Origin of the sequence: Geodermatophilus ruber, from assembly GCF_900114385.1 — a bacterium.
In the GTDB taxonomy this organism is placed as follows: domain Bacteria; phylum Actinomycetota; class Actinomycetes; order Mycobacteriales; family Geodermatophilaceae; genus Geodermatophilus; species Geodermatophilus ruber.
The window spans coordinates 324,084-341,714 of sequence record NZ_FOSW01000001.1; the positions used below are offsets into that span (position 1 = coordinate 324,084).

At 74.3% G+C, this 17,631-nt stretch carries 18 protein-coding genes; 5 read left to right on the plus strand and 13 right to left on the minus strand.

Annotated features, from left to right (window positions below):
• Positions 1 to 40: 40 nt before the first annotated feature.
• The 3 genes from BMZ50_RS01690 to BMZ50_RS01700 all read left to right on the plus strand — a co-directional run bounded on the left by BMZ50_RS01690 (position 41) and on the right by BMZ50_RS01700 (position 2,628).
• A complete protein-coding gene (locus BMZ50_RS01690; RefSeq protein ID WP_091320426.1) occupies positions 41 to 658 on the plus strand; it encodes a hypothetical protein in 618 nt (205 codons plus the stop codon).
• Positions 659 to 754: 96 nt separating this feature from the next.
• Positions 755 to 1,819: an ABC transporter permease gene (locus BMZ50_RS01695; RefSeq protein ID WP_177212589.1), complete on the plus strand. Its 1,065-nt coding sequence runs from the start codon at positions 755 to 757 to the stop codon at positions 1,817 to 1,819.
• Complete coding sequence (locus BMZ50_RS01700; protein ID WP_091320429.1) at positions 1,816 to 2,628, plus strand: ATP-binding cassette domain-containing protein; 813 nt, start codon at positions 1,816 to 1,818, stop codon at positions 2,626 to 2,628. Before BMZ50_RS01695 ends, BMZ50_RS01700 begins: the two co-directional genes overlap by 4 nt.
• Before the next feature lie 34 nt (positions 2,629 to 2,662).
• Here the strand turns inward: BMZ50_RS01700 and BMZ50_RS23945 are convergent, their stop codons facing one another.
• The 11 genes from BMZ50_RS23945 to clpB form a co-directional block, all read right to left on the minus strand.
• Positions 2,663 to 2,806: a GPGG-motif small membrane protein gene (locus BMZ50_RS23945; RefSeq protein WP_177212590.1), complete on the minus strand. Its 144-nt coding sequence runs from the start codon at positions 2,804 to 2,806 to the stop codon at positions 2,663 to 2,665.
• A 133-nt stretch (positions 2,807 to 2,939) separates the two neighbouring features.
• Positions 2,940 to 3,347: a DUF3151 domain-containing protein gene (locus BMZ50_RS01705; protein WP_091320432.1), complete on the minus strand. Its 408-nt coding sequence runs from the start codon at positions 3,345 to 3,347 to the stop codon at positions 2,940 to 2,942.
• Positions 3,347 to 4,381, minus strand: coding sequence for a class II fructose-bisphosphate aldolase (gene fbaA / locus BMZ50_RS01710; protein ID WP_091320434.1), 1,035 nt, complete (start codon positions 4,379 to 4,381; stop codon positions 3,347 to 3,349). Before fbaA ends, BMZ50_RS01705 begins: the two co-directional genes overlap by 1 nt.
• A gap of 77 nt (positions 4,382 to 4,458) precedes the next feature.
• The gene (locus BMZ50_RS01715; RefSeq protein ID WP_245753248.1) at positions 4,459 to 5,073 is read right to left on the minus strand and encodes a pentapeptide repeat-containing protein; all 615 of its coding nucleotides are present in this window, start codon (positions 5,071 to 5,073) and stop codon (positions 4,459 to 4,461) included.
• Between the two features lie 5 nt (positions 5,074 to 5,078).
• On the minus strand, positions 5,079 to 6,431 hold the full coding sequence (locus BMZ50_RS01720; RefSeq protein ID WP_091320437.1) for an FAD-dependent oxidoreductase: 1,353 nt from the start codon (positions 6,429 to 6,431) through the stop codon (positions 5,079 to 5,081).
• Positions 6,432 to 6,435: 4 nt separating this feature from the next.
• Positions 6,436 to 7,833, minus strand: a complete 1,398-nt coding sequence (locus BMZ50_RS01725) for an FAD-binding oxidoreductase (RefSeq protein WP_091320440.1) — start codon at positions 7,831 to 7,833, stop codon at positions 6,436 to 6,438.
• Positions 7,834 to 7,891: 58 nt separating this feature from the next.
• Entirely contained in the window at positions 7,892 to 8,446 is a 555-nt protein-coding gene (gene pyrE / locus BMZ50_RS01730) for an orotate phosphoribosyltransferase (RefSeq protein ID WP_218146047.1), read from the minus strand.
• 43 nt (positions 8,447 to 8,489) lie between these two features.
• A complete protein-coding gene (locus tag BMZ50_RS01735) occupies positions 8,490 to 9,143 on the minus strand; it encodes a fasciclin domain-containing protein (RefSeq protein ID WP_245753249.1) in 654 nt (217 codons plus the stop codon).
• Between the two features lie 70 nt (positions 9,144 to 9,213).
• Positions 9,214 to 10,785, minus strand: a complete 1,572-nt coding sequence (locus tag BMZ50_RS01740; protein WP_091320447.1) for a molybdopterin-dependent oxidoreductase — start codon at positions 10,783 to 10,785, stop codon at positions 9,214 to 9,216.
• Positions 10,786 to 10,813: 28 nt separating this feature from the next.
• Positions 10,814 to 11,518: a hypothetical protein gene (locus BMZ50_RS24640; RefSeq protein ID WP_245753251.1), complete on the minus strand. Its 705-nt coding sequence runs from the start codon at positions 11,516 to 11,518 to the stop codon at positions 10,814 to 10,816.
• 159 nt (positions 11,519 to 11,677) lie between these two features.
• Positions 11,678 to 14,272 (minus strand): ATP-dependent chaperone ClpB, encoded by a 2,595-nt coding sequence (clpB, locus tag BMZ50_RS01750; protein ID WP_091320455.1) that lies wholly within the window; start codon positions 14,270 to 14,272, stop codon positions 11,678 to 11,680.
• Between the two features lie 194 nt (positions 14,273 to 14,466).
• On the opposite strand from clpB, the gene BMZ50_RS01755 reads away from it, so the two are divergent.
• Both BMZ50_RS01755 and BMZ50_RS01760 read left to right on the plus strand, forming a co-directional pair.
• Positions 14,467 to 14,910, plus strand: a complete 444-nt coding sequence (locus BMZ50_RS01755) for a MarR family winged helix-turn-helix transcriptional regulator (RefSeq protein WP_091320458.1) — start codon at positions 14,467 to 14,469, stop codon at positions 14,908 to 14,910.
• A gap of 75 nt (positions 14,911 to 14,985) precedes the next feature.
• A complete protein-coding gene (locus tag BMZ50_RS01760) occupies positions 14,986 to 15,420 on the plus strand; it encodes an OsmC family peroxiredoxin (protein WP_091320463.1) in 435 nt (144 codons plus the stop codon).
• A gap of 72 nt (positions 15,421 to 15,492) precedes the next feature.
• Here the strand turns inward: BMZ50_RS01760 and BMZ50_RS01765 are convergent, their stop codons facing one another.
• Both BMZ50_RS01765 and BMZ50_RS01770 read right to left on the minus strand, forming a co-directional pair.
• Positions 15,493 to 17,100 carry an MDR family MFS transporter gene (locus BMZ50_RS01765; protein WP_245753253.1) on the minus strand — a complete coding sequence of 536 codons (1,608 nt, stop codon included), beginning with the start codon at positions 17,098 to 17,100 and terminating at the stop codon, positions 15,493 to 15,495.
• A gap of 49 nt (positions 17,101 to 17,149) precedes the next feature.
• Positions 17,150 to 17,626: a MarR family winged helix-turn-helix transcriptional regulator gene (locus tag BMZ50_RS01770; RefSeq protein WP_091320466.1), complete on the minus strand. Its 477-nt coding sequence runs from the start codon at positions 17,624 to 17,626 to the stop codon at positions 17,150 to 17,152.
• Positions 17,627 to 17,631 lie beyond the last annotated feature (5 nt).

Consider the following 17,631-nt stretch of genomic DNA (forward strand, 5'->3'; position numbering starts at 1 on the left):
CACCGGCGGTGGACCGGCTGGCAGGTGGGAGGGTATCCGCATGTCGTCCGTCGAGTTGGATCTGCGCGGCCTCGACCCCGGGCGGGCACCCGCCCGGGAGACCGTCGCACCGGCCGCCGACGCCGATGCGCTGCTGGTCCGCGGCCCGGTCGCGGCCCTCTCGGCGGTGCTGGCGGTCCTGCACCGTGCTGGCCGGACCGGCACGGCCCCGGTCTCCTGGGAGCCGGCCGACGACCCGGCGTCCACCGGGCTGGCCCGGGCCCTGGGGGTGGGCAGCGGCAGGGAGCGGGAGCTGCCCCTCGTGCGCGACGACCACGGCGGTGTCCTGCTGCACCACGGCCGGATAGAGGCCGATGCCGGCGAGCGCCGCCGCCCCCTGGTCCACCGGCTGGGCGCGCAGGCGTACAACGACGACCAGAAGGTCGCCGACGGGCTGATCACCCGCATCGACGTCCGGCCCGACTGGCGGGCGGTGGACACCCTCCTGGTGGGGGTGATGACGTTGCCGCTGCGGCCGACCCGGCGCAGCAGCGGGCGCGCGGTGCAGATCGCCTGCGACCCGGCCCGGGTGGTCCGCGACGGGGTGCCCTACCCGCGACCGGTCAGCCGGTGGACCTGGTACGCCGATGACCGGGTGCGCTGGCGGCTGCGGCCCTGACCCCTTCCGGGGGCGCTGTGGCCCGGCCGGGCCGGTCAGGGACACTGGGCGGACGTACTGCCGAGGAGTTCTGCTGCCGACGCCCCGCCCCCGCCGGTGACCACCGAACGCCTGCCCTCGTTCGGCCCCCGCGCGGCCACCGTTCCCACTGCCCGCGGACGGAGGCTGCTCGAGCGGGCGCTGGCCCACCCCAGCCTGGCTGCGGTCGCCGGCCTGGTCGTGGTGGTGCTCTTCTTCGGCCCGGTGGCACCGGGGCTGCTCAGCAGCGCGGGCCTCGCCGGCGTGCTGGACTCGGCCGCGCCGCTCGGGATCGGCGGCGTCGCCGTCGCCCTGCTGCTGATCTCCGGCCAGTTCGACCTCTCGATCGGCATGATCGCCGCCGGCAGCGCCCTGGTCACCGGGCTGCTGGTCGAGCACGCGGGCTGGGACATCTGGCCCGGGCTGCTGGTCTCCCTGGCCGCAGCGCTGCTGGTAGGGGTGGTCAACGGCTGGCTGGTGGTCGCCACCGGGCTGCCCAGCTTCCTGGTGACCCTCGCGACGTTCCTCGTTCTGCAGGGGACCGCGCTGGCCGGCACCGGCTCGCTCACCGAGTCGGTGCGCCTGGACGGCCTCGACGCGGCGGAGGGCTGGTCGTCGGCGGAGGCGGTGTTCGGGTCGGCGATCGGGCTCGGTGACGGACGCTTCGGGATCTCGCTGCTGTGGTGGCTCGGGCTCACGGCGTGGGCCGGCTGGGTGCTGTGGCGCACCCGGTTCGGCAACGCCGTCTTCGCCGTCGGCGGCGCCCGGCAGGCCGCCCGCGAGCTGGGCGTGGCCGACCGGCGGACGACGATGGTCCTCTACGGCTGCACCGCGGCCGCGGGGTGGCTGATCGGCACCCTGGACGTCGTCCGGCTCGGCGGCGTGCAGGCCACCACCGGGCTGGGGACGGCGGTCGAACTCGTCGTCGTCGCGGTCATCGGCGGCTGCCTGCTCACCGGCGGGTACGGGTCGGTGGTCGGCGCGGCGGTGGGTGCGCTGGTCTACGCGACCGCCGGCCAGGGCGTGGTCCTGGCCGGCTGGGAGCCGCGCTGGTTCGAGGTGTTCCTGGGCGTGCTGCTGCTGGTGGCGCTGCTGGCCAACGGAATCGTCCGGGGCCGGCTGCGCCGGGTGCCCCTGTCGTGAGTGACGCGTCGGCCGGGACGACGGTGCTGGAGCTGCGGAACCTCGGCGTGCACCGCGGCGGCGTGGCCGCGCTGCACCGGGTGAACGCCACCTTCCGGGCCGGCGAGATCACCTGCGTGCTGGGTGAGAACGGTGCGGGGAAGTCCACGCTGGTCGCGGTGCTGTCCGGGCTGCTCCGCCCTGACGAGGGCGAGCTGCTGCTGGGCGGGCGACCGGTGACGTTCCGGTCCGCGCGGGCCGCCCGGGCGGCCGGGGTCGCCACGGTGTGGGAGGACCTCGCCGTCGCCCCGCTGCTGTCGGTGTGGCGGAACTTCTTCCTGGGTGCCGAGCCCACCCGCGGCGTCTGGCCGCTGCGCCGGCTGGACCTGGACGCGGCGCGGGAGACCACCGTGCGGGCCCTGGCCCGGGTGGGTGTCCCCGGGATCGACCCCGACCGGCCGGCCACGGCGCTGCGGGCCGGGGAGCGGCAGAGCCTGGCCATCGCCCGCGCCCTGCACTTCGGCGCCCGGGCGCTGGTCATCGACGAGCCGACGGCGCCGATGACGATCGCGCAGCACACCGTGCTCGCCGAGGCGGTGCTGTCGGCCCGGGACGAGGGGCTGGCGGTGGTGGTGGTGACCCACAACCCCCGCTACGCGCACCTGATCGGGGACCGGTTCCTGCTGCTGGCCCGGGGGCACGTCGCCGGCGACCTGACCCGGAAGGACGTCGATGCCGACGTCCTGCTGCGGCTGATGGCCGGGGGGCGGGAGCTGACCGCGCTGACCGCACGGCTGCGCGCCCTGCACCCGGAGCTCGACGAGCGCTGAGCGCGTACGCCGGGCTCCGGGCGCAGGGCGCGGATCAGGTGAAGATGCTCACCCCGCCGGGTCCGACCAGCAGGCCGACGACGATGAGCACGATCCCCCACAGCAGCTGCTTGCGGACGATCGCGAGGATGCCGGCGATCACGAGAACGACGGCGATGATCCAGAGCAGGGTTCCCACGGTGCACCTCCGGCGACGGGCGTCCTGACGGGACACCGATGACGCAACGGGGTGTAGCCGCCGTCATGGGGCGCTAAACGCCGGTCGGTGACGTTCCGTCACCGACCGGCGGACCTCAGGGCGACGCCCGGGGTCAGGCCGCGAGCGTGGGATCGCAGTCGCGCAGCAGCTGGGCGCACCGCTCCTGCTCGTCGGTCTCGCCGATGGCCTCGGCGGCCCGGGCCAGGACCGTCACGCAGCGCAGGAATCCGCGATTGGGCTCGTGCGACCACGGAACCGGCCCGAAGCCCTTCCAGCCGTTGCGCCGCAGCGCGTCCAGGCCGCGGTGGTAGCCGGTGCGGGCGTAGGCGTAGGCCTCGATCGTCCGGCCGCCGTCGAGGGCCTGCTCGGCCAGCGCCGCCCAGGCCGCGCTGACCGTGGGGTGCCCCGCGGCGACCTCGGCGGGCGGCGTGCCGGCCGCGAGCGCGGCGTCGGCCTCCGGGGCCGCCGGCAGCAGCGTCGCCGGCGGCTCCCCGAGCAGGTTGCGGTGCGCGTGGCTCATCAGGCGGCCTGCGACTGGCCGGCCGACAGCAGGTCCTCGCACGCCTGGAGCACGCGCTCGGCCATGCCCGTCTCGGCCTTCTTCAGGTAGCTGCGCGGGTCGTAGGCCTTCTTGTTGCCGACCTCCCCGTCGATCTTCAGCACGCCGTCGTAGTTCTTGAACATGTGGTCGGCGATCGGCCGGGTGAAGGCGTACTGGGTGTCGGTGTCGATGTTCATCTTCACCACGCCGTAGGAGATGGCCTCCCGGATCTCCTCCAGCAGCGAGCCGGAGCCGCCGTGGAAGACCAGGTTGAACGGCTTGCTGCCCGCGGGCAGGCCGAACTTCTCGGCCACGACCTCCTGGCCCTCCTTGAGGATCTCCGGGCGCAGCTTGACGTTGCCCGGCTTGTACACGCCGTGCACGTTGCCGAAGGTCGCGGCCAGCAGGTAGACGCCCTTCTCGCCCAGGCCGAGCACCTCCGCGGTGCGGATGAAGTCGCCGGGGGCGGTGTAGAGCTTGTCGTTGATGTCGTGGGAGACGCCGTCCTCCTCGCCGCCGACGACGCCGATCTCCACCTCGAGGACGAGCTTGGCCTTGCGGCACTCCTCGAGCAGCTCGGCGGCGATCTGCAGGTTCTCCTCCAGCTCGATGGCCGAGCCGTCCCACATGTGCGACTGGAACAGCGGCGCCTGGCCGGCGGCGACCCGCTCCTGCGACAGCGCGATCAGCGGGCGGACGTAGCCGTCGAGCTTGTCCTTGGGGCAGTGGTCGGTGTGCAGGGCCACGTTGACCGGGTACTTCTCGGCGACCACGTGGGCGAACTCGGCCAGGGCCACCGCTCCGGTGACCATGTCCTTGACCTTGGTGCCGGAGGCGAACTCCGCGCCACCGGTGGAGAACTGGATGATGCCGTCGCTGCCGGCGTCGGCGAAGCCGCGCAGGGCCGCGTTGACCGTCTCCGAGGAGGTGCAGTTGATCGCCGGGTAGGCGAAGCCGCCCTCCTTGGCCCGGTTGATCATGTCGGCGTAGACCTCAGGGGTCGCGATGGGCATGCGAGGCACTCCTTGCATCGGGAACGGCGCTTGCTCGAGGGCCAGTATCCCGCCGGGCCGGTGCGCCGCGACACCCGCTACTCCTCGCCGAGCGGCCCCTCGGGGGCGACCCGGAGCCCCAGGGCGGTCACCAGGACGACGGCCTGCGCGACGTCGACCACCGCGCCGCCCAGCTCGACCCCGCGCGGATCCACCGCCGCCAGGTCCGATCCCCGCAGATCCGCTCCGCTCAGGTCGGCCCCGTGCAGCTCCGCCCCGGACAGGTCCAGGTGCCGCAGGGTGGCACCGGTGGCGCGGGCGGCGGTGAGGTCGGCCTCGCGCAGGCGCGCCCCGGTGAGGGTGGCCCGGGACAAATCGGCGCCCGGTAGACCGACGAACGACCAGTCGCCGCCGGTCACCGTGAGCAGGTCGAAGGAGCACCGGTCGAACACCGAACCGACCAGCTTGCAGTCGACGAAGGTGGCCGAGAAGAACGAGCAGCCGGTGAACGTGCAGTTCAGGAACGCGGCGGCGGTGTGCCGGGACAGGTTGAACCGGCAGTCCCGGAACGTGCACCCGGTGAAGACCGCGCCGTCGTCGGTGGTCTCGGAGAGGTCGACGCCGACGAAGGCCACCCCGGCGTGCTCGCGCCCGGAGAGGTCCTCGCCGTACCAGTCCGCGCCCCGGACCTCGGTCTCCGACGGCGCCGCCACGGCGGTCAGCCCTGCTCGACCCGGCTGACCACCCGCGCGGCGACCAGCACCGGGTCGTAGGTCGGGGAGAACGGCGGGGCGTAGGAGATGTCGGAGCCGGCGAACTCCTCGGCGGTCATCCCGGCCCAGATGGCGGTGGCCAGGATGTCGATCCGCTTGCCGCTGCCCGCCCCGCCGACGATCTGCGCGCCGAGCAGCAGACCCGACCCGTGCTCGGTGATCAGCTTGACCGCGATCTGCTCCGCGCCCGGGTAGTAGCCGGCCCGCGTCGTCCCCTCGATGGTCTCGCTGCGGAAGTCGTACCCGGCCTGCTCCGCCTGGCTGGTGCACAACCCGGTCCGGCCGATCTCCAGCCCGCCCACGGTGGTCACCGCGGTGCCCAGCACGCCGGCGAAGTGGGCCGCCCGGCCGCCGATGACCGAGCCCGCGACCCGCCCCTGCTTGTTGGCGTGCGTGCCGAGCGGCACGTACTGGGCCTCCCCGGTGATCCGGGAGAAGGTCTGCGCGCAGTCGCCGGCCGCGAAGACCTCCGGGTGGGAGCGGCTGCGCTGGCTGCGGTCGACCTCCACGGCCCCGGTCTCGCCCAGCCGCAGCCCCGCCTCCCGGGCCAGCGCGACCTCCGGTCCCATGCCCAGGCCGAGGACGACGAGGTCGCAGGGGTAGCTGCCGGCGTCGGTGCGGACCGCCCGCACCACCCCGTCCGCGTCGGTCTCGATCTCCCGCACCGGCTGATTGGGCTGCACGTCGATGCCCATGTCGCCCATGGCCTTGCAGACCCGCTCGCCCATGTCGGCGTCCAGCTGGCCCATCGGCAGCGGATCGGCCAGGACGACGGTGACCGACAGCCCGCGCTGGTGGAGCACGTCGGCCATCTCCAGGCCGATGTACCCGCCGCCGAGGACGACGACGCGGCGGGCCCCGGCGGCGATCGCGGCGCGGATGTCGGCCCCGTCGGCCAGCCGGTGCACCCCGTGCACGCCCTCGGCGTCCAGGCCCGGCACCGGCGGGCGCAGCGGCCGGCCGCCGGTGGCCACCACGAGGGAGTCGTAGCCCAGCGTCTCGCCGGCGCTGGTGCGCACCGTCCCGGCGTCCAGGTCGATCGCCTCGGCGCGCGTGCCGGTCCGGACGTCGATCTGCTGCGCGGCGAACTGGCTCGGGGTGCGGGCGATCAGCCGATCGCGGTCGGGCACCTGCCCCCCGACCCAGTAGGGGATGCCGCAGGCCGAGTAGGAGACCTCGGGGCCCTGCTCGAGGACGGTGATGGCCAGGTCGGAGGCGGCGCGCAGCCGCCGGGCCTGGGCGGCCGCCGACATGCCCGCCGCGTCACCGCCGATGACGACCAGCCGGTCTGCGCTCATGGGATCAGCGTGGCACCCGGCGCAGCACCTTGCCGGGATTGAGCAGCCCGGCCGGGTCGAGCGCGGCCTTGATCGACCGGTGCACCTCGAGGGAGACCGGGCCGATCTCCCGCTCCAGCCAGTCGACCTTGAGCGAGCCGACACCGTGCTCACCGGTGATCGTGCCGCCGAGGGAGAGCCCCAGCTCCAGGATGTCGTCGAAGGCGGCGAACGCGCGGTCCCGCTGGCCCTCGTCGGACGGGTCGAAGCACACCGTGGGGTGCATGTTGCCGTCGCCGGCGTGCCCGACGACGCCGACGGTGAGCCCGCGCGCGGTGGCGACGGCGTCGCAGCCGTCGAGGAACTGGGCGATCCGCGACCGGGGGACGGCGACGTCGTCGATCAGGGTGGTGCCGAGGCGCTCCAGCGCCGGCAGCGCCATGCGCCGGGCGGCCAGGAGCAGGTCGCCCTCGGCGGGGTCGTCGGTGGTGTGCACGAACTCGGCCCCGGCGTCCCGGCACAACTGGGCCAGCGCCTCGATCTCGCGGGCGGCGGCCTCCCCGCCGGTGTCGGACTGGGCGACCAGCAGGGCGTGCGCGTCCCGGTCGAGGTCGGCGCGCAGCAGGTCGTCCACCGCGCAGATGCAGGTGTTGTCCATGACCTCCAGCAGGCTGGGCACCAGCCCGCTGGTGACCACCCGCTCGACGACCTGCCCGGTCTGCGCCGTGGTGGCGAACGTGGCGGCCAGGGTGACCGGCCGCTGCGGCGCGGGACGGAGCGCGACGGTGGCCTCGGTGATCACGCCGAGCGTGCCCTCCGACCCGACGAACAGCCGCGCGAGGTCGTAGCCGGCGACGCCCTTCACGGTGCGCCGGCCGGTGCGCAGCACCCGGCCGTCGGCGAGCACCACCTCCAGCCCCAGCACGTAGTCGGTGGTGACGCCGTACTTCACGCAGCACAGGCCGCCGGAGTTCGTGGAGAGGTTGCCGCCGATCGTGCACCAGTCGTAGCTCGAGGGGTCGGGCGGGTAGAACAGCCCGGACCCGGCAACGGCGTCGCGCAGCGCCTTGTTGACCACGCCGGGCTGGACGACGGCCAGCCGGTCGGCCGGGGACACCTCGAGGACGGCGTCCATCCGGGTCATGACCAGGGTGATCCCGCCGTCGACGGCGTTGCTCGCCCCGGCCAGGCCGGACCCGGCGCCGCGGGGCACCACCGGGATGCCGTGGCGGGAGGCGATCTGCATGACCGCGACGACGTCGGCGGTGCGGCGCGGGAGCACGACGGCCGCAGGAAGGCCGGCCTCGGCGAGCATCGCCTGGTCGCGGGCGTAGGACGCCGTGACGTCGGGGTCGGTCAGGACGCTGTCGGCGCCGAGGGCGTCGGTCAGCTCGCCCACCCAGGCCGTCGTCACCGTGGTCATCGCCACACCGTAACGACGCCGTTGCGCGGACGATCAGGTGCGCTGATCGTCCGGCGGGTCACTCGAGGCCGAGGTCGGCCAGGGTGAACGCGGCCCGGTACTCCAGGCCGGCCTTCTCCACGGCCGCCCGCCCGCCGCGGTCGACGATGACGGCCACCGCGACCGGCTCCGCGCCGGCCTCCCGCAGCGCCTCCACCGCGGTGAGCGGGCTGCCGCCGGTGGTGGAGACGTCCTCGACCACCAGCACGGTGCGGCCCTCGACGTCGGGACCCTCGATCCGCCGCTGCAGCCCGTGCGCCTTGCCCGCCTTGCGGACGACGCAGGCGTCGAGAAAGCCCTCCCCGGCGGCGGCCGCGTGCAGCATCGCCGTGGCCACCGGGTCGGCACCGAGGGTGAGCCCCCCGACGACGTCGTAGCGCAGGTCGGCGGTCAGCTGCCGCATCACCCGCCCGACGAGCGGGGCACCCTCGTGATGCAGCGTCAGCCGGCGCATGTCGATGTACCAGTCGGCCTCCCGGCCGGAGGAGAGCGTGACCTTCCCGTGCACGACGGCCAGGTCGAGGATGAGCTCGAGCAGCCGGTCGCGGTCGGGCAGCGTGGCGGGGGCCGTCATGCGCCCGACCCTACTGAGGGCGGCCGGGCGGCCCCGCCGGCCGTCACGGCGCCGGTGCGAGCACCTGGTCGACGAGGTAGAGGGTCGCGTTCGCGACCGGCACGTTCCCGCAGATCACCGTGGCGTCGGCCGCACCGACGAGGGTCTGGTCGGCCGACACGGTGAAGGTCTCCCCCTCCCCCTCGATCGTGATCCGGTCGTTGTTGAGCGTGGTGTGCGTGCCGGCCAGCTCCCCGGGGCCCAGCCGGCCGGGGATGACGTGGTGGGTGAGCACCGCGGTCAACCGGGGCGTGTCGACCAGCAGCGCGTTCAGCGCGTCGGCGGGCACCGCCTCGAACGCCGGGTTGGCCGGGGCCAGCACGGTGACCTCGGGGGTGGTGTTGAGGGTGTCCACCAGGTTGGCCGCCTGCACCGCCCTCACGAGCGCGGACAGCGCCGGGTTGTTGGCCGCGGCGGCCGCCACCGGGTCGTCGGCCATCCCGGCGATGCTGCCCTCGCCGTCGGGCGGCAGGAACTGGCAGCCGGCGCCGAAGGGACCCGTGGGCACCGGCGCCGCGCTGGTCTCCGGCGCCAGGGGGACGGCGCTGGCCGGGGCGCTGGTCCCGGCGCTCTGCTCGGCCGGCTCGTCGGAGGTGCAGCCGGCCAGCGGGACCAGCAGGGCGAGGGCCAGCACGGCGCGGGCCGGGGTGCTTCTCACGACAACGGGCTCCTTCGGTCGACCGCGCGACATTCTCCCTGCCGGGCGACCGGCCGCCGGGGCGGGCGCCTCAGGTGGCGGTGACGTCGATCGCGTGCAGCCCGGTGGCGCCGGCGGGGAACGGCTCGGTGACCACGTCGGTCTGCACCTCGCCGTCGGCGCCGGTGGCCCGGACGGCGAGCCGGTGGACACCGGGGGCGAAGTCGTGGGGCAGCACCCACTGGCGCCAGACGTCGGCGTCCACCTCCGGGGAGAGGTCCGCGGGCAACCACCCGCCGTCGTCGACCCGGACCTCGACCGCCGCGATCCCGCGGGTCTGCGCCCAGGCCACCCCCGCGATCGCCCGGCGCCCGGCCGGGAACCGGTCGCCGGCCGCGGGGGTGTCGATGCGGGAGGAGATCCGGATCGGCCCGGCGGCGGCCCAGCCCCGCTGGACCCAGAACGCGTCGAAGGCGGCGAAGGTGGCCGCCTCGATGCCGACGAGCCACTTGCAGGCCGACACGTAGCCGTAGAGGCCGGGGATGACCATCCGCACCGGGAAGCCGTGCTCCACCGGCAGCGGCTCCCCGTTCATGCCCAAGGCGAGCATCGCGTCCCCGACGTCCAGCGCCGCGCGCGTCGGCGCGCCGATGGTCATCCCGTCGCCGGACCGGCAGACCAGCTGGTCGGCGGCGGTGGAGACGCCGTGCTCCCGGAGGAAGGCGCCGAGCGGGACGCCGAGCCAGCGCGCGGTCCCGGCCAGCCGTCCCCCGACCTCGTTGGAGACGCAGGTGAGCGTGGCGTCCCGCTCGATCAGGTCGTCCCGGTCGAGCAGGTCGCGCAGCGTGTGGGTGCGCGGGGCGGCGACCATCCCGGTCACCGCCAGGCGGTACTCCGCGGGCCGGATCTGCGGCACGGTCAGCGCGGTGTCGATCCGGTAGAAGTCCCGGTTGCCGGTCACCAGCGGGGTCAGCCCGTCGACCCGCCGCGCCAGGTCGGCACCGGGAGGCCGGGGCGGCGCGGGCGAGGCGGGCGCGGGCAGCGTGAGGCCGGACCGGTCACCGGCGACGTCGAGGCGCTGCTGCAGGAACCGGCCGCTCCCGCCGGCGACCAGCGCGGCACCGGCGGTGAGGAGGAACCGGCGGCGGTCCAGCCCGGCGCCGGCGCGGCCCTGCGCGGCCGGCGGCGCCGTCAGCGGGTCGGCGAGCAGCCGCAGCGCGAGCACCCCCGCGCCGGCCCCCACCAGCGACGGGAGCACGTCGAGCGGGCTGCCGGCCGGACCGGTCAGCGCCGCCACCGCCCCCAGCCCGCCGAGGAGCACCACCCCGGCAGCGCCGGCGCGCGGATGCCGCAGCGCCAGGACGCCGAGCCCGGCCGCGCAGCCCGCGACGAGCAGGACGGTGCCCCCGACGAGGACTGTCTTGTCGGCGCCCCCGAAGGTGGCGATCGCCCAGCGCGTGACCGGCCCGGGCGCCCGCGCGATGACGACGTCCCCGACGGCGACCACCGGCGAGGACGGCGGGCCGACCAGGCCGGCGGCGAGCTCGGCCGTGCCCAGCGCCACCGCCGCGGCGAGCAGCCCGGCCAGCGCGGCCGGGCCGCGGCGCGCGTCGAGCGCCGGTCCCGCCGGCCGGTGGCGCCCGCCGGGCGCCGGGCGCCTCATCCCCCCGGCCGCACGCCCGCGGGTCGGGTCAGCGCAGGCCGGCGCTGCGCCGCTGGCCCATGGCGCGGTACCACTCGCTGGACCTGCGCTGCGCCAGCAGCGCGATGCCGACGATGGCCAGGAGCATCTGGAACACCGACAGGCCGGTGAGGAAACCGGTCGTGGGCTGGGCGAGCGCCGAGAGCCCGCTGATGACGCTGAGGGCGCCCAGCACGAACAGCACGATCCGCGCCCAGTTGCGCCCCTGCCAGGCGAACCAGATGAACAGCGCCTCGAGCGCCACGAACAGCAGGCCGATCACGGCGCTGACGGTGAGCACCGCCTGGATCGTGTCCTTCGACACCGACACCCCGGACCGGGCGAGCTCGTCGTCGATCAGCGAGTCGAAGCTCGCGAAGACGATGATCGAGCCGACCAGGCCCAGGACGAGGTTGGCGACGAACGCGCCCACACCGAAGCGCACCGAGTCCGGCCGGGGCGGCACCGGCTGCGGGCCGGGGCCGGGCGCCGACGGCGCCGGCGCGTAACCGCCTGGGTACTGCTGACCAGCGGGGTACTGCTGACCAGCGGGGTACTGCTGGCCGCCGGGGTACTGGTGCGGCGGGGGTGGCGTCTGCCACCCCTGCTCCGGGGGCGGCGCCTGCCCGCCCGGTGGCGGCGCCTGCCAGCCCTGGTCGGGAGGAGGCGGCTGCCATCCCCGCTGCGGGTCCTCGCCGCTCTGCCCTGACGTCATCGTGCGCTCCCTGGTCGGTCCGCCGGTCTCTGCTGCGATGATCACCCCCGTTCGGGGTCCCGGCCAGTGCCGACGGTCGATCGAGACCCGATCGAGGTGACGAACCGACGCCGTGGGCCCGCCGTCCCCGGTGGGGACGGCGGGCCCGCGGGTGCAGCGTCAGCCGCGGGCGACGGTCAGGCCGCCCTCACCCCCGCCGGTGAAGTCGTCCGGGGCGTCGACGACGACCTCGTCGCCGTCCCGGATGTCACCGGCGAGCAGCGCCTTGGCCAGCTGGTCGCCGATCGCCGACTGCACCAGCCGGCGCAGCGGACGGGCACCGTAGACCGGGTCGAACCCGTTGATCGCCAGCCACTCGCGTGCGGCGTCGGTGACCCGCAGCGTGAGCCGGCGGGCGGCCAGCCGGCGGGCCAGCACGCCGACCTGGATGTCGACGATGCCGGTGAGCTCGTCGCTGCCCAGGGCGGAGAAGACCACGACATCGTCGAGCCGGTTGAGGAACTCCGGCTTGAAGTGCACCCGGACCACCTCGAGCACCGCCTCCCGGCGTCGCTGCTCCTCGACCGATTGATCGGCGATCAGCTGCGAACCGAGGTTGGAGGTCAGGATCAGGATGGTGTTCCGGAAGTCGACCGTGCGGCCCTGGCCGTCGGTGAGCCGGCCGTCGTCGAGGACCTGCAGGAGCACGTCGAACACGTCGGGGTGGGCCTTCTCCACCTCGTCGAGCAGCACGACGGTGTAGGGCCGCCGCCGCACCGCCTCGGTGAGCTGGCCGCCGGCCTCGTAACCGACGTAGCCGGGCGGGGCGCCGACCAGCCGGGCCACCGAGTGCTTCTCGGAGTACTCGCTCATGTCGATGCGGACCATCGCCCGCTCGTCGTCGAACAGGAACTCCGCCAGCGCCTTGGCCAGCTCGGTCTTGCCGACGCCGGTCGGCCCGAGGAACAGGAACGAGCCGGTGGGCCGGTCGGGGTCGGCCACGCCGGAGCGGGCCCGGCGGACGGCGTCGGAGACGGCGCGGACGGCGTCGGGCTGGCCCACGACCCGCTTGCCGAGCTCGTCCTCCATCCGCAGCAGCTTCTGGGTCTCACCCTCCAGCAGCCGGCCGGCGGGGATGCCGGTCCAGGCCTGCACGACCTCGGCGATGTCGTCGGGGCCGACCTCCTCCTTCAGCATGGAGTCCCCGGTCTCCACCGACGCCTCGGCCTCGGCCAGCGCCTTCTCCAGCTGGGGCAGCCGGCCGTAACGCAGCTCGGCGACGCGGGCGAGGTCGCCGTCCCGCTCGGCGCGCTCGGCATCGGTGCGCAGCCGCTCCAGCTCCTCCTTGATCTGCTGGATGCGGACGATCGCGCCCTTGTCCTGCTGCCAGCGGGCGGTCAGCTCGTCGAGCTGCTCCCGCTTGTCGGCCAGGTCGGCACGCAGCGCGACCAGCCGCTCGAGGGAGGAGGCGTCGTCCTCCTTGGCCAGCGCCATCTCCTCGATCTCCAGCCGGCGGACGGCGCGCTCGACCTCGTCGACCTCGACCGGCCGGCTGTCGATCTCCATCCGCAGCCGGCTGGCCGCCTCGTCGACCAGGTCGATGGCCTTGTCCGGGAGGAAGCGGGCCGTGACGTACCGGTCCGACAGGGCGGCGGCGGCGACGATGGCGGCGTCGGTGATCCGGACGCCGTGGTGCACCTCGTAGCGCTCCTTGAGCCCGCGCAGGATGCCGATGGTGTCCTCGACGCTCGGCTCGCCGACGTAGACCTGCTGGAAGCGCCGCTCGAGCGCGGCGTCCTTCTCGATGTGCTCGCGGTACTCGTCCAGGGTGGTGGCGCCCACCATCCGCAGCTCGCCGCGGGCAAGCATCGGCTTGATCATGTTGCCGGCGTCCATCGCCGAGTCGCCGGTCGCCCCGGCCCCGACCAGGGTGTGCAGCTCGTCGATGAAGGTGATGATCTGGCCCTCGGACTCGGTGATCTCCGAGAGGACGGCCTTGAGCCGCTCCTCGAACTCACCGCGGTACTTGGCCCCGGCGACCATGCTGGCGAGGTCGAGGGCCATCAGCCGCTTGCCCTTGAGGCTCTCCGGGACGTCCCCGGCGACGATCCGCTGGGCCAGGCCCTCGACGATCGCGGTCTTGCCGACGCCGGGCTCACCGATGAGCACCGGGTTGTTCTTGGTCCGGCGGGACAGCACCTGCACCACGCGGCGGATCTCGGTGTCCCGGCCGACGACCGGGTCGACCTTGCCGTCGCGCGCGCGAGCCGTGAGGTCGACGGCGTACTTCTCCAGCGCCTGGTAGGTCGCCTCGGGGTCGGGGGTCGTGACCTTCTTGTTCCCGCGGACGGTCCGGAAGGCAGCCAGGAGCGCGTCGCGCGTGGCCCCGGCGCCGGTCAGCACCGCACCGGCCTCACCGCCGGCGTCGGCCAGGCCGACCAGCAGGTGCTCGGTGGAGACGTACTCGTCACCGAGCGCACCGGCCTGCTCCCCGGCCAGGTTCAGCACGCGCAGCAGGTCGCGGGACGGCGAGGGTGCCGGCACGGTGGCGCCACTGACGCTGGGCATCCGGCGCAGGGCCGCGTCGGTCTTCGACCGGACGTCGGCGGGGTCGGCCCCGACCGCCTTCAGGAGCGGGCCCGCGACGCCGTCGTTCTGCTCCAGCAGGGCGGCGAGCAGGTGCGGGGGCTCCAGGGCGGCCTGACCGCGGTCGACGGCCAGCCGCTGCGCGGCTGCGATGGCTTCCTGGGAACGGGTGGTGAGCTTGCTCTGCATGGTCGCTGGGGACGGTCCTCTCCGGGAGGGGCCGGGGACCCGGCCAGGGTTCTCGCCCGGACCAACGTCGGCGAGGTTGAGTCTGTTCCACTCAACCTCGCTGCGCCGCCTCGATGCAAGGGCGAGGTCGCCTCCCCGCCCGGGGGCAGCGCACCGCCGAGGGCGGCGGGGACCGGCGGCCTACACTCCCGGAGATGACCCGTCTGCCCGCACCGAGCGCGGTCCTCGAGGACCAGATCTGCTTCGCGCTCTACGCCGCCTCCCGGGCAATGACGGCGCGCTACCGCCCGTTGCTCGACGCGATCGGGCTGACCTACCCCCAGTACCTGGTGATGCTGCTGCTCTGGGAGACCGACCACCAGACCGTCGGCCAGCTCGGTACCCGCCTCTCCCTCGACAGCGGCACCCTCTCCCCCCTGCTCAAGCGGCTCACCACCGCGGGGCTGGTGAGCCGTCACCGGCGGGTGGAGGACGAGCGCTCGGTGTCGATCTCGCTCACCGACGCCGGCCGTGCGCTGCGGGAGAAGGCCGACGCCATCTCCGGGGAGATCATCTGCGCACTGGACCTCGACCGCGAGGAGTTCGCCGACCTCAAGGCGAAGCTCGAGCTGGTCACCGCACGCGTCAGCACGCCCTGATCCGCACCGACGTGAGGATTGCGCACAACCGACCCGGGTAGGGCGAGGGCACACGTCCCGAGCGGAGGAGATCCCATGCCCACGCGCACCGCACGCACCGCCTGGAACGGCACCCTGCAGGAAGGCTCCGGCCAGGTGGAGCTCTCCAGCTCCAAGGTCGGTACCTACGAGGTCTCGTTCCCGAAGCGCACGGCCGAGAATGCCGACGGCACGACCAGCCCCGAGGAGCTGATCGCCGCCGCCCACTCCGCCTGCTTCGCGATGGCGCTGTCCAACGAGATCGGCAAGGCCGGCGGCACCCCGCAGGCGCTGGAGGTGTCCGCCGACGTCACCCTCGGCCAGCGGGACGGCGCACCGGCGATCACCACGATCGCGCTCACCGTCCGCGGCGAGGTCGAGGGGCTGGACGCGGCCGCGTTCGAACAGGCCGCCCAGGCCGCCAAGTCCGGCTGCCCGGTGAGCAAGGCGCTGGCCGGCGTCGACATCACCCTGGACGCCGCGCTGGACTGAGAAGGGACCCCCTCCCGCCTCCCGTGGCACGCCCGGGGAAGCCCCGGAGGGGACCGCCGTGGTCTGCGGGTGTCAGCGACCCCGGCGCAGCTGCTCGTCGCCACTCTCGGTGCGCAGCGCCACCTCGCGGATGAACCGGATGGCGACCACGGCCACCACCGCGACCACGGCGGAGACGAGGAAGATCCGGCCCGTGGCGTCGCCGTAGGAGATGCGGATCAGGGACTGGATCGCCGGCGGCGCGTCGGCCAGGCTGGCCAGCCCGACCGCACCCGAGCCCTGAGCGGGCTGGGCGGCTTGGGGCACGCCGCCCAGGCCCTGCGCGATGAGGTCGTCGACCCGCGCCGTGAGCACCGCGCCGAGCGTCGAGACACCGACCGTCCCGCCCAGGCTGCGGAAGAACGCGACCGCCGAGCTGGCCGCGCCGAGGTCCTGGGCGGCGACGGTGTTCTGCACCGCGAGCACCAGGTTCTGCATCGTCATCCCGATGCCGACGCCCAGCACGAACAGGAAGACCCCGAGGACGGCCACGTCCGTCTCGTGGTCGACGGTCGCCAGCATCCCGAACCCGGCGACGACGAGCAGCGAGCCGGCCACCAGGTAGCGCTTCCAGCGGCCCGAGCGGGTGATCAGGATCCCCGAGACGGTGGAGGAGAGCAGCAGCCCGGCGACCATCGGGATGGTGAGCAGGCCGGCCACCGTCGGCGAGTAACCGCGGGAGATCTGCAGATACTGACCGAGGAAGACCGACGAGCCGAACATCGACGTACCGATCGCGATGCTGGCCACGATCGACAGGGTCGTCGTCCGGTCGCGGAACAGCCGCAGCGGCACGATCGGCTCGGCGGCCCGCAGCTCGACGAGCACGAAGGCGGCGATGGCCAGCAGCCCGCCGGAGACGAACAGCGCGGTCTCGACCGACCACCACGGGAAGGTCCCCCCGGCGAGGGTGACCCAGATGAGCAGCGCGGAGACGCCGGCGGTGAGGAAGGTCGCGCCGAGGTAGTCGATGCGCACCTTCCGCCGGGTCACCGGCAGGTGGAGGGTCCGCTGCAACAGGACCAGGGCCACCGCGGCGAAGGGCACCCCGACGTAGAAGACCGAGCGCCAGCCCAGCCAGCTGGTGTCGACCAGCACGCCACCGATCAGCGGGCCGCCGACCGTCGCCGCGGCCATGACCGCACCGATCAGACCGGAGTACCGGCCCCGCTCGCGGGGGCTGATCATCGCCGCCATCGCGATCTGCACCAGCGCCTGGATGCCGCCGAGCCCCAGTCCCTGCAGCACCCGCCAGGCGATGAGGGTCTCCACCGACTGGGCGAGACCGGCCAGCATCGATCCGACGATGAAGATCACGATCGACAGCTGGATCAGCAGCTTCTTGCTGAACAGGTCGGCGAGCTTGCCCCAGATCGGCGTCGAGGCGGTGGACGACAGCAGGGTCGCGGTGACCACCCAGGTGTACTGCCCCTGCGTGCCACGCAGCTCGGTGATGATCGTGGGAAGCGCGTTGGCGACGACGGTCGAGGACAGGAACGCCACGAACATCGCCAGCAACATCCCGGACAGCGCCGAGAGGATCTGCCGGTGGGTCATCCCGCCCTGCTGCTCGACGGGGGCGACGTCCACCGGGGGCGCCGCCGGGGCGGTCCCGGCGCGGCGGTCGAGGGTGCTGGTCACTGTTCTCCTGGAGGGCTGAGGAGGCGAAGGAGGCTCGGGGCGGGGCCGGTCACGACGGCGCCCGTGCGGCGGGCGCGGCGACGACGGCGCGGTCGAGGTCACCGGCGAGCCGCTCGAGCAGCCGGCCCAGCTGGCGGGCGTCCTCCTCGTCCCAGTCGGCCAGCGCGGCCGCGGCCCACTCGCACCGCAGCGCCCGCGTGGCCGCGAGGGCCCGGGCACCGGCCTCGGTGAGGTGCAGGAGGACGGCACGACCGTCGGCCGGATCGGGACGCCGCTCGACGTAGCCCGACCGCTCGAGGGTGGCCAGCTGGCGGCTGGCGACGGAGACGTCGACGCCGGCCCGGGCGGCCAGCGCGCTGGACCGCTGCTCGCCGCCCTGCTCCAGGGGGACCAGGAGCGCCCAGCCGAAGGAGGGCAGCGGGCCGTTGATGGCGTCGGCGGCGCGGACGCTCAGGTGGCGCCCGGTGCGGACGATGCGGGACAGGCCGGCGGTCAGCCGGTCACGGGTACCAGGAGAGATGGACACGGGAG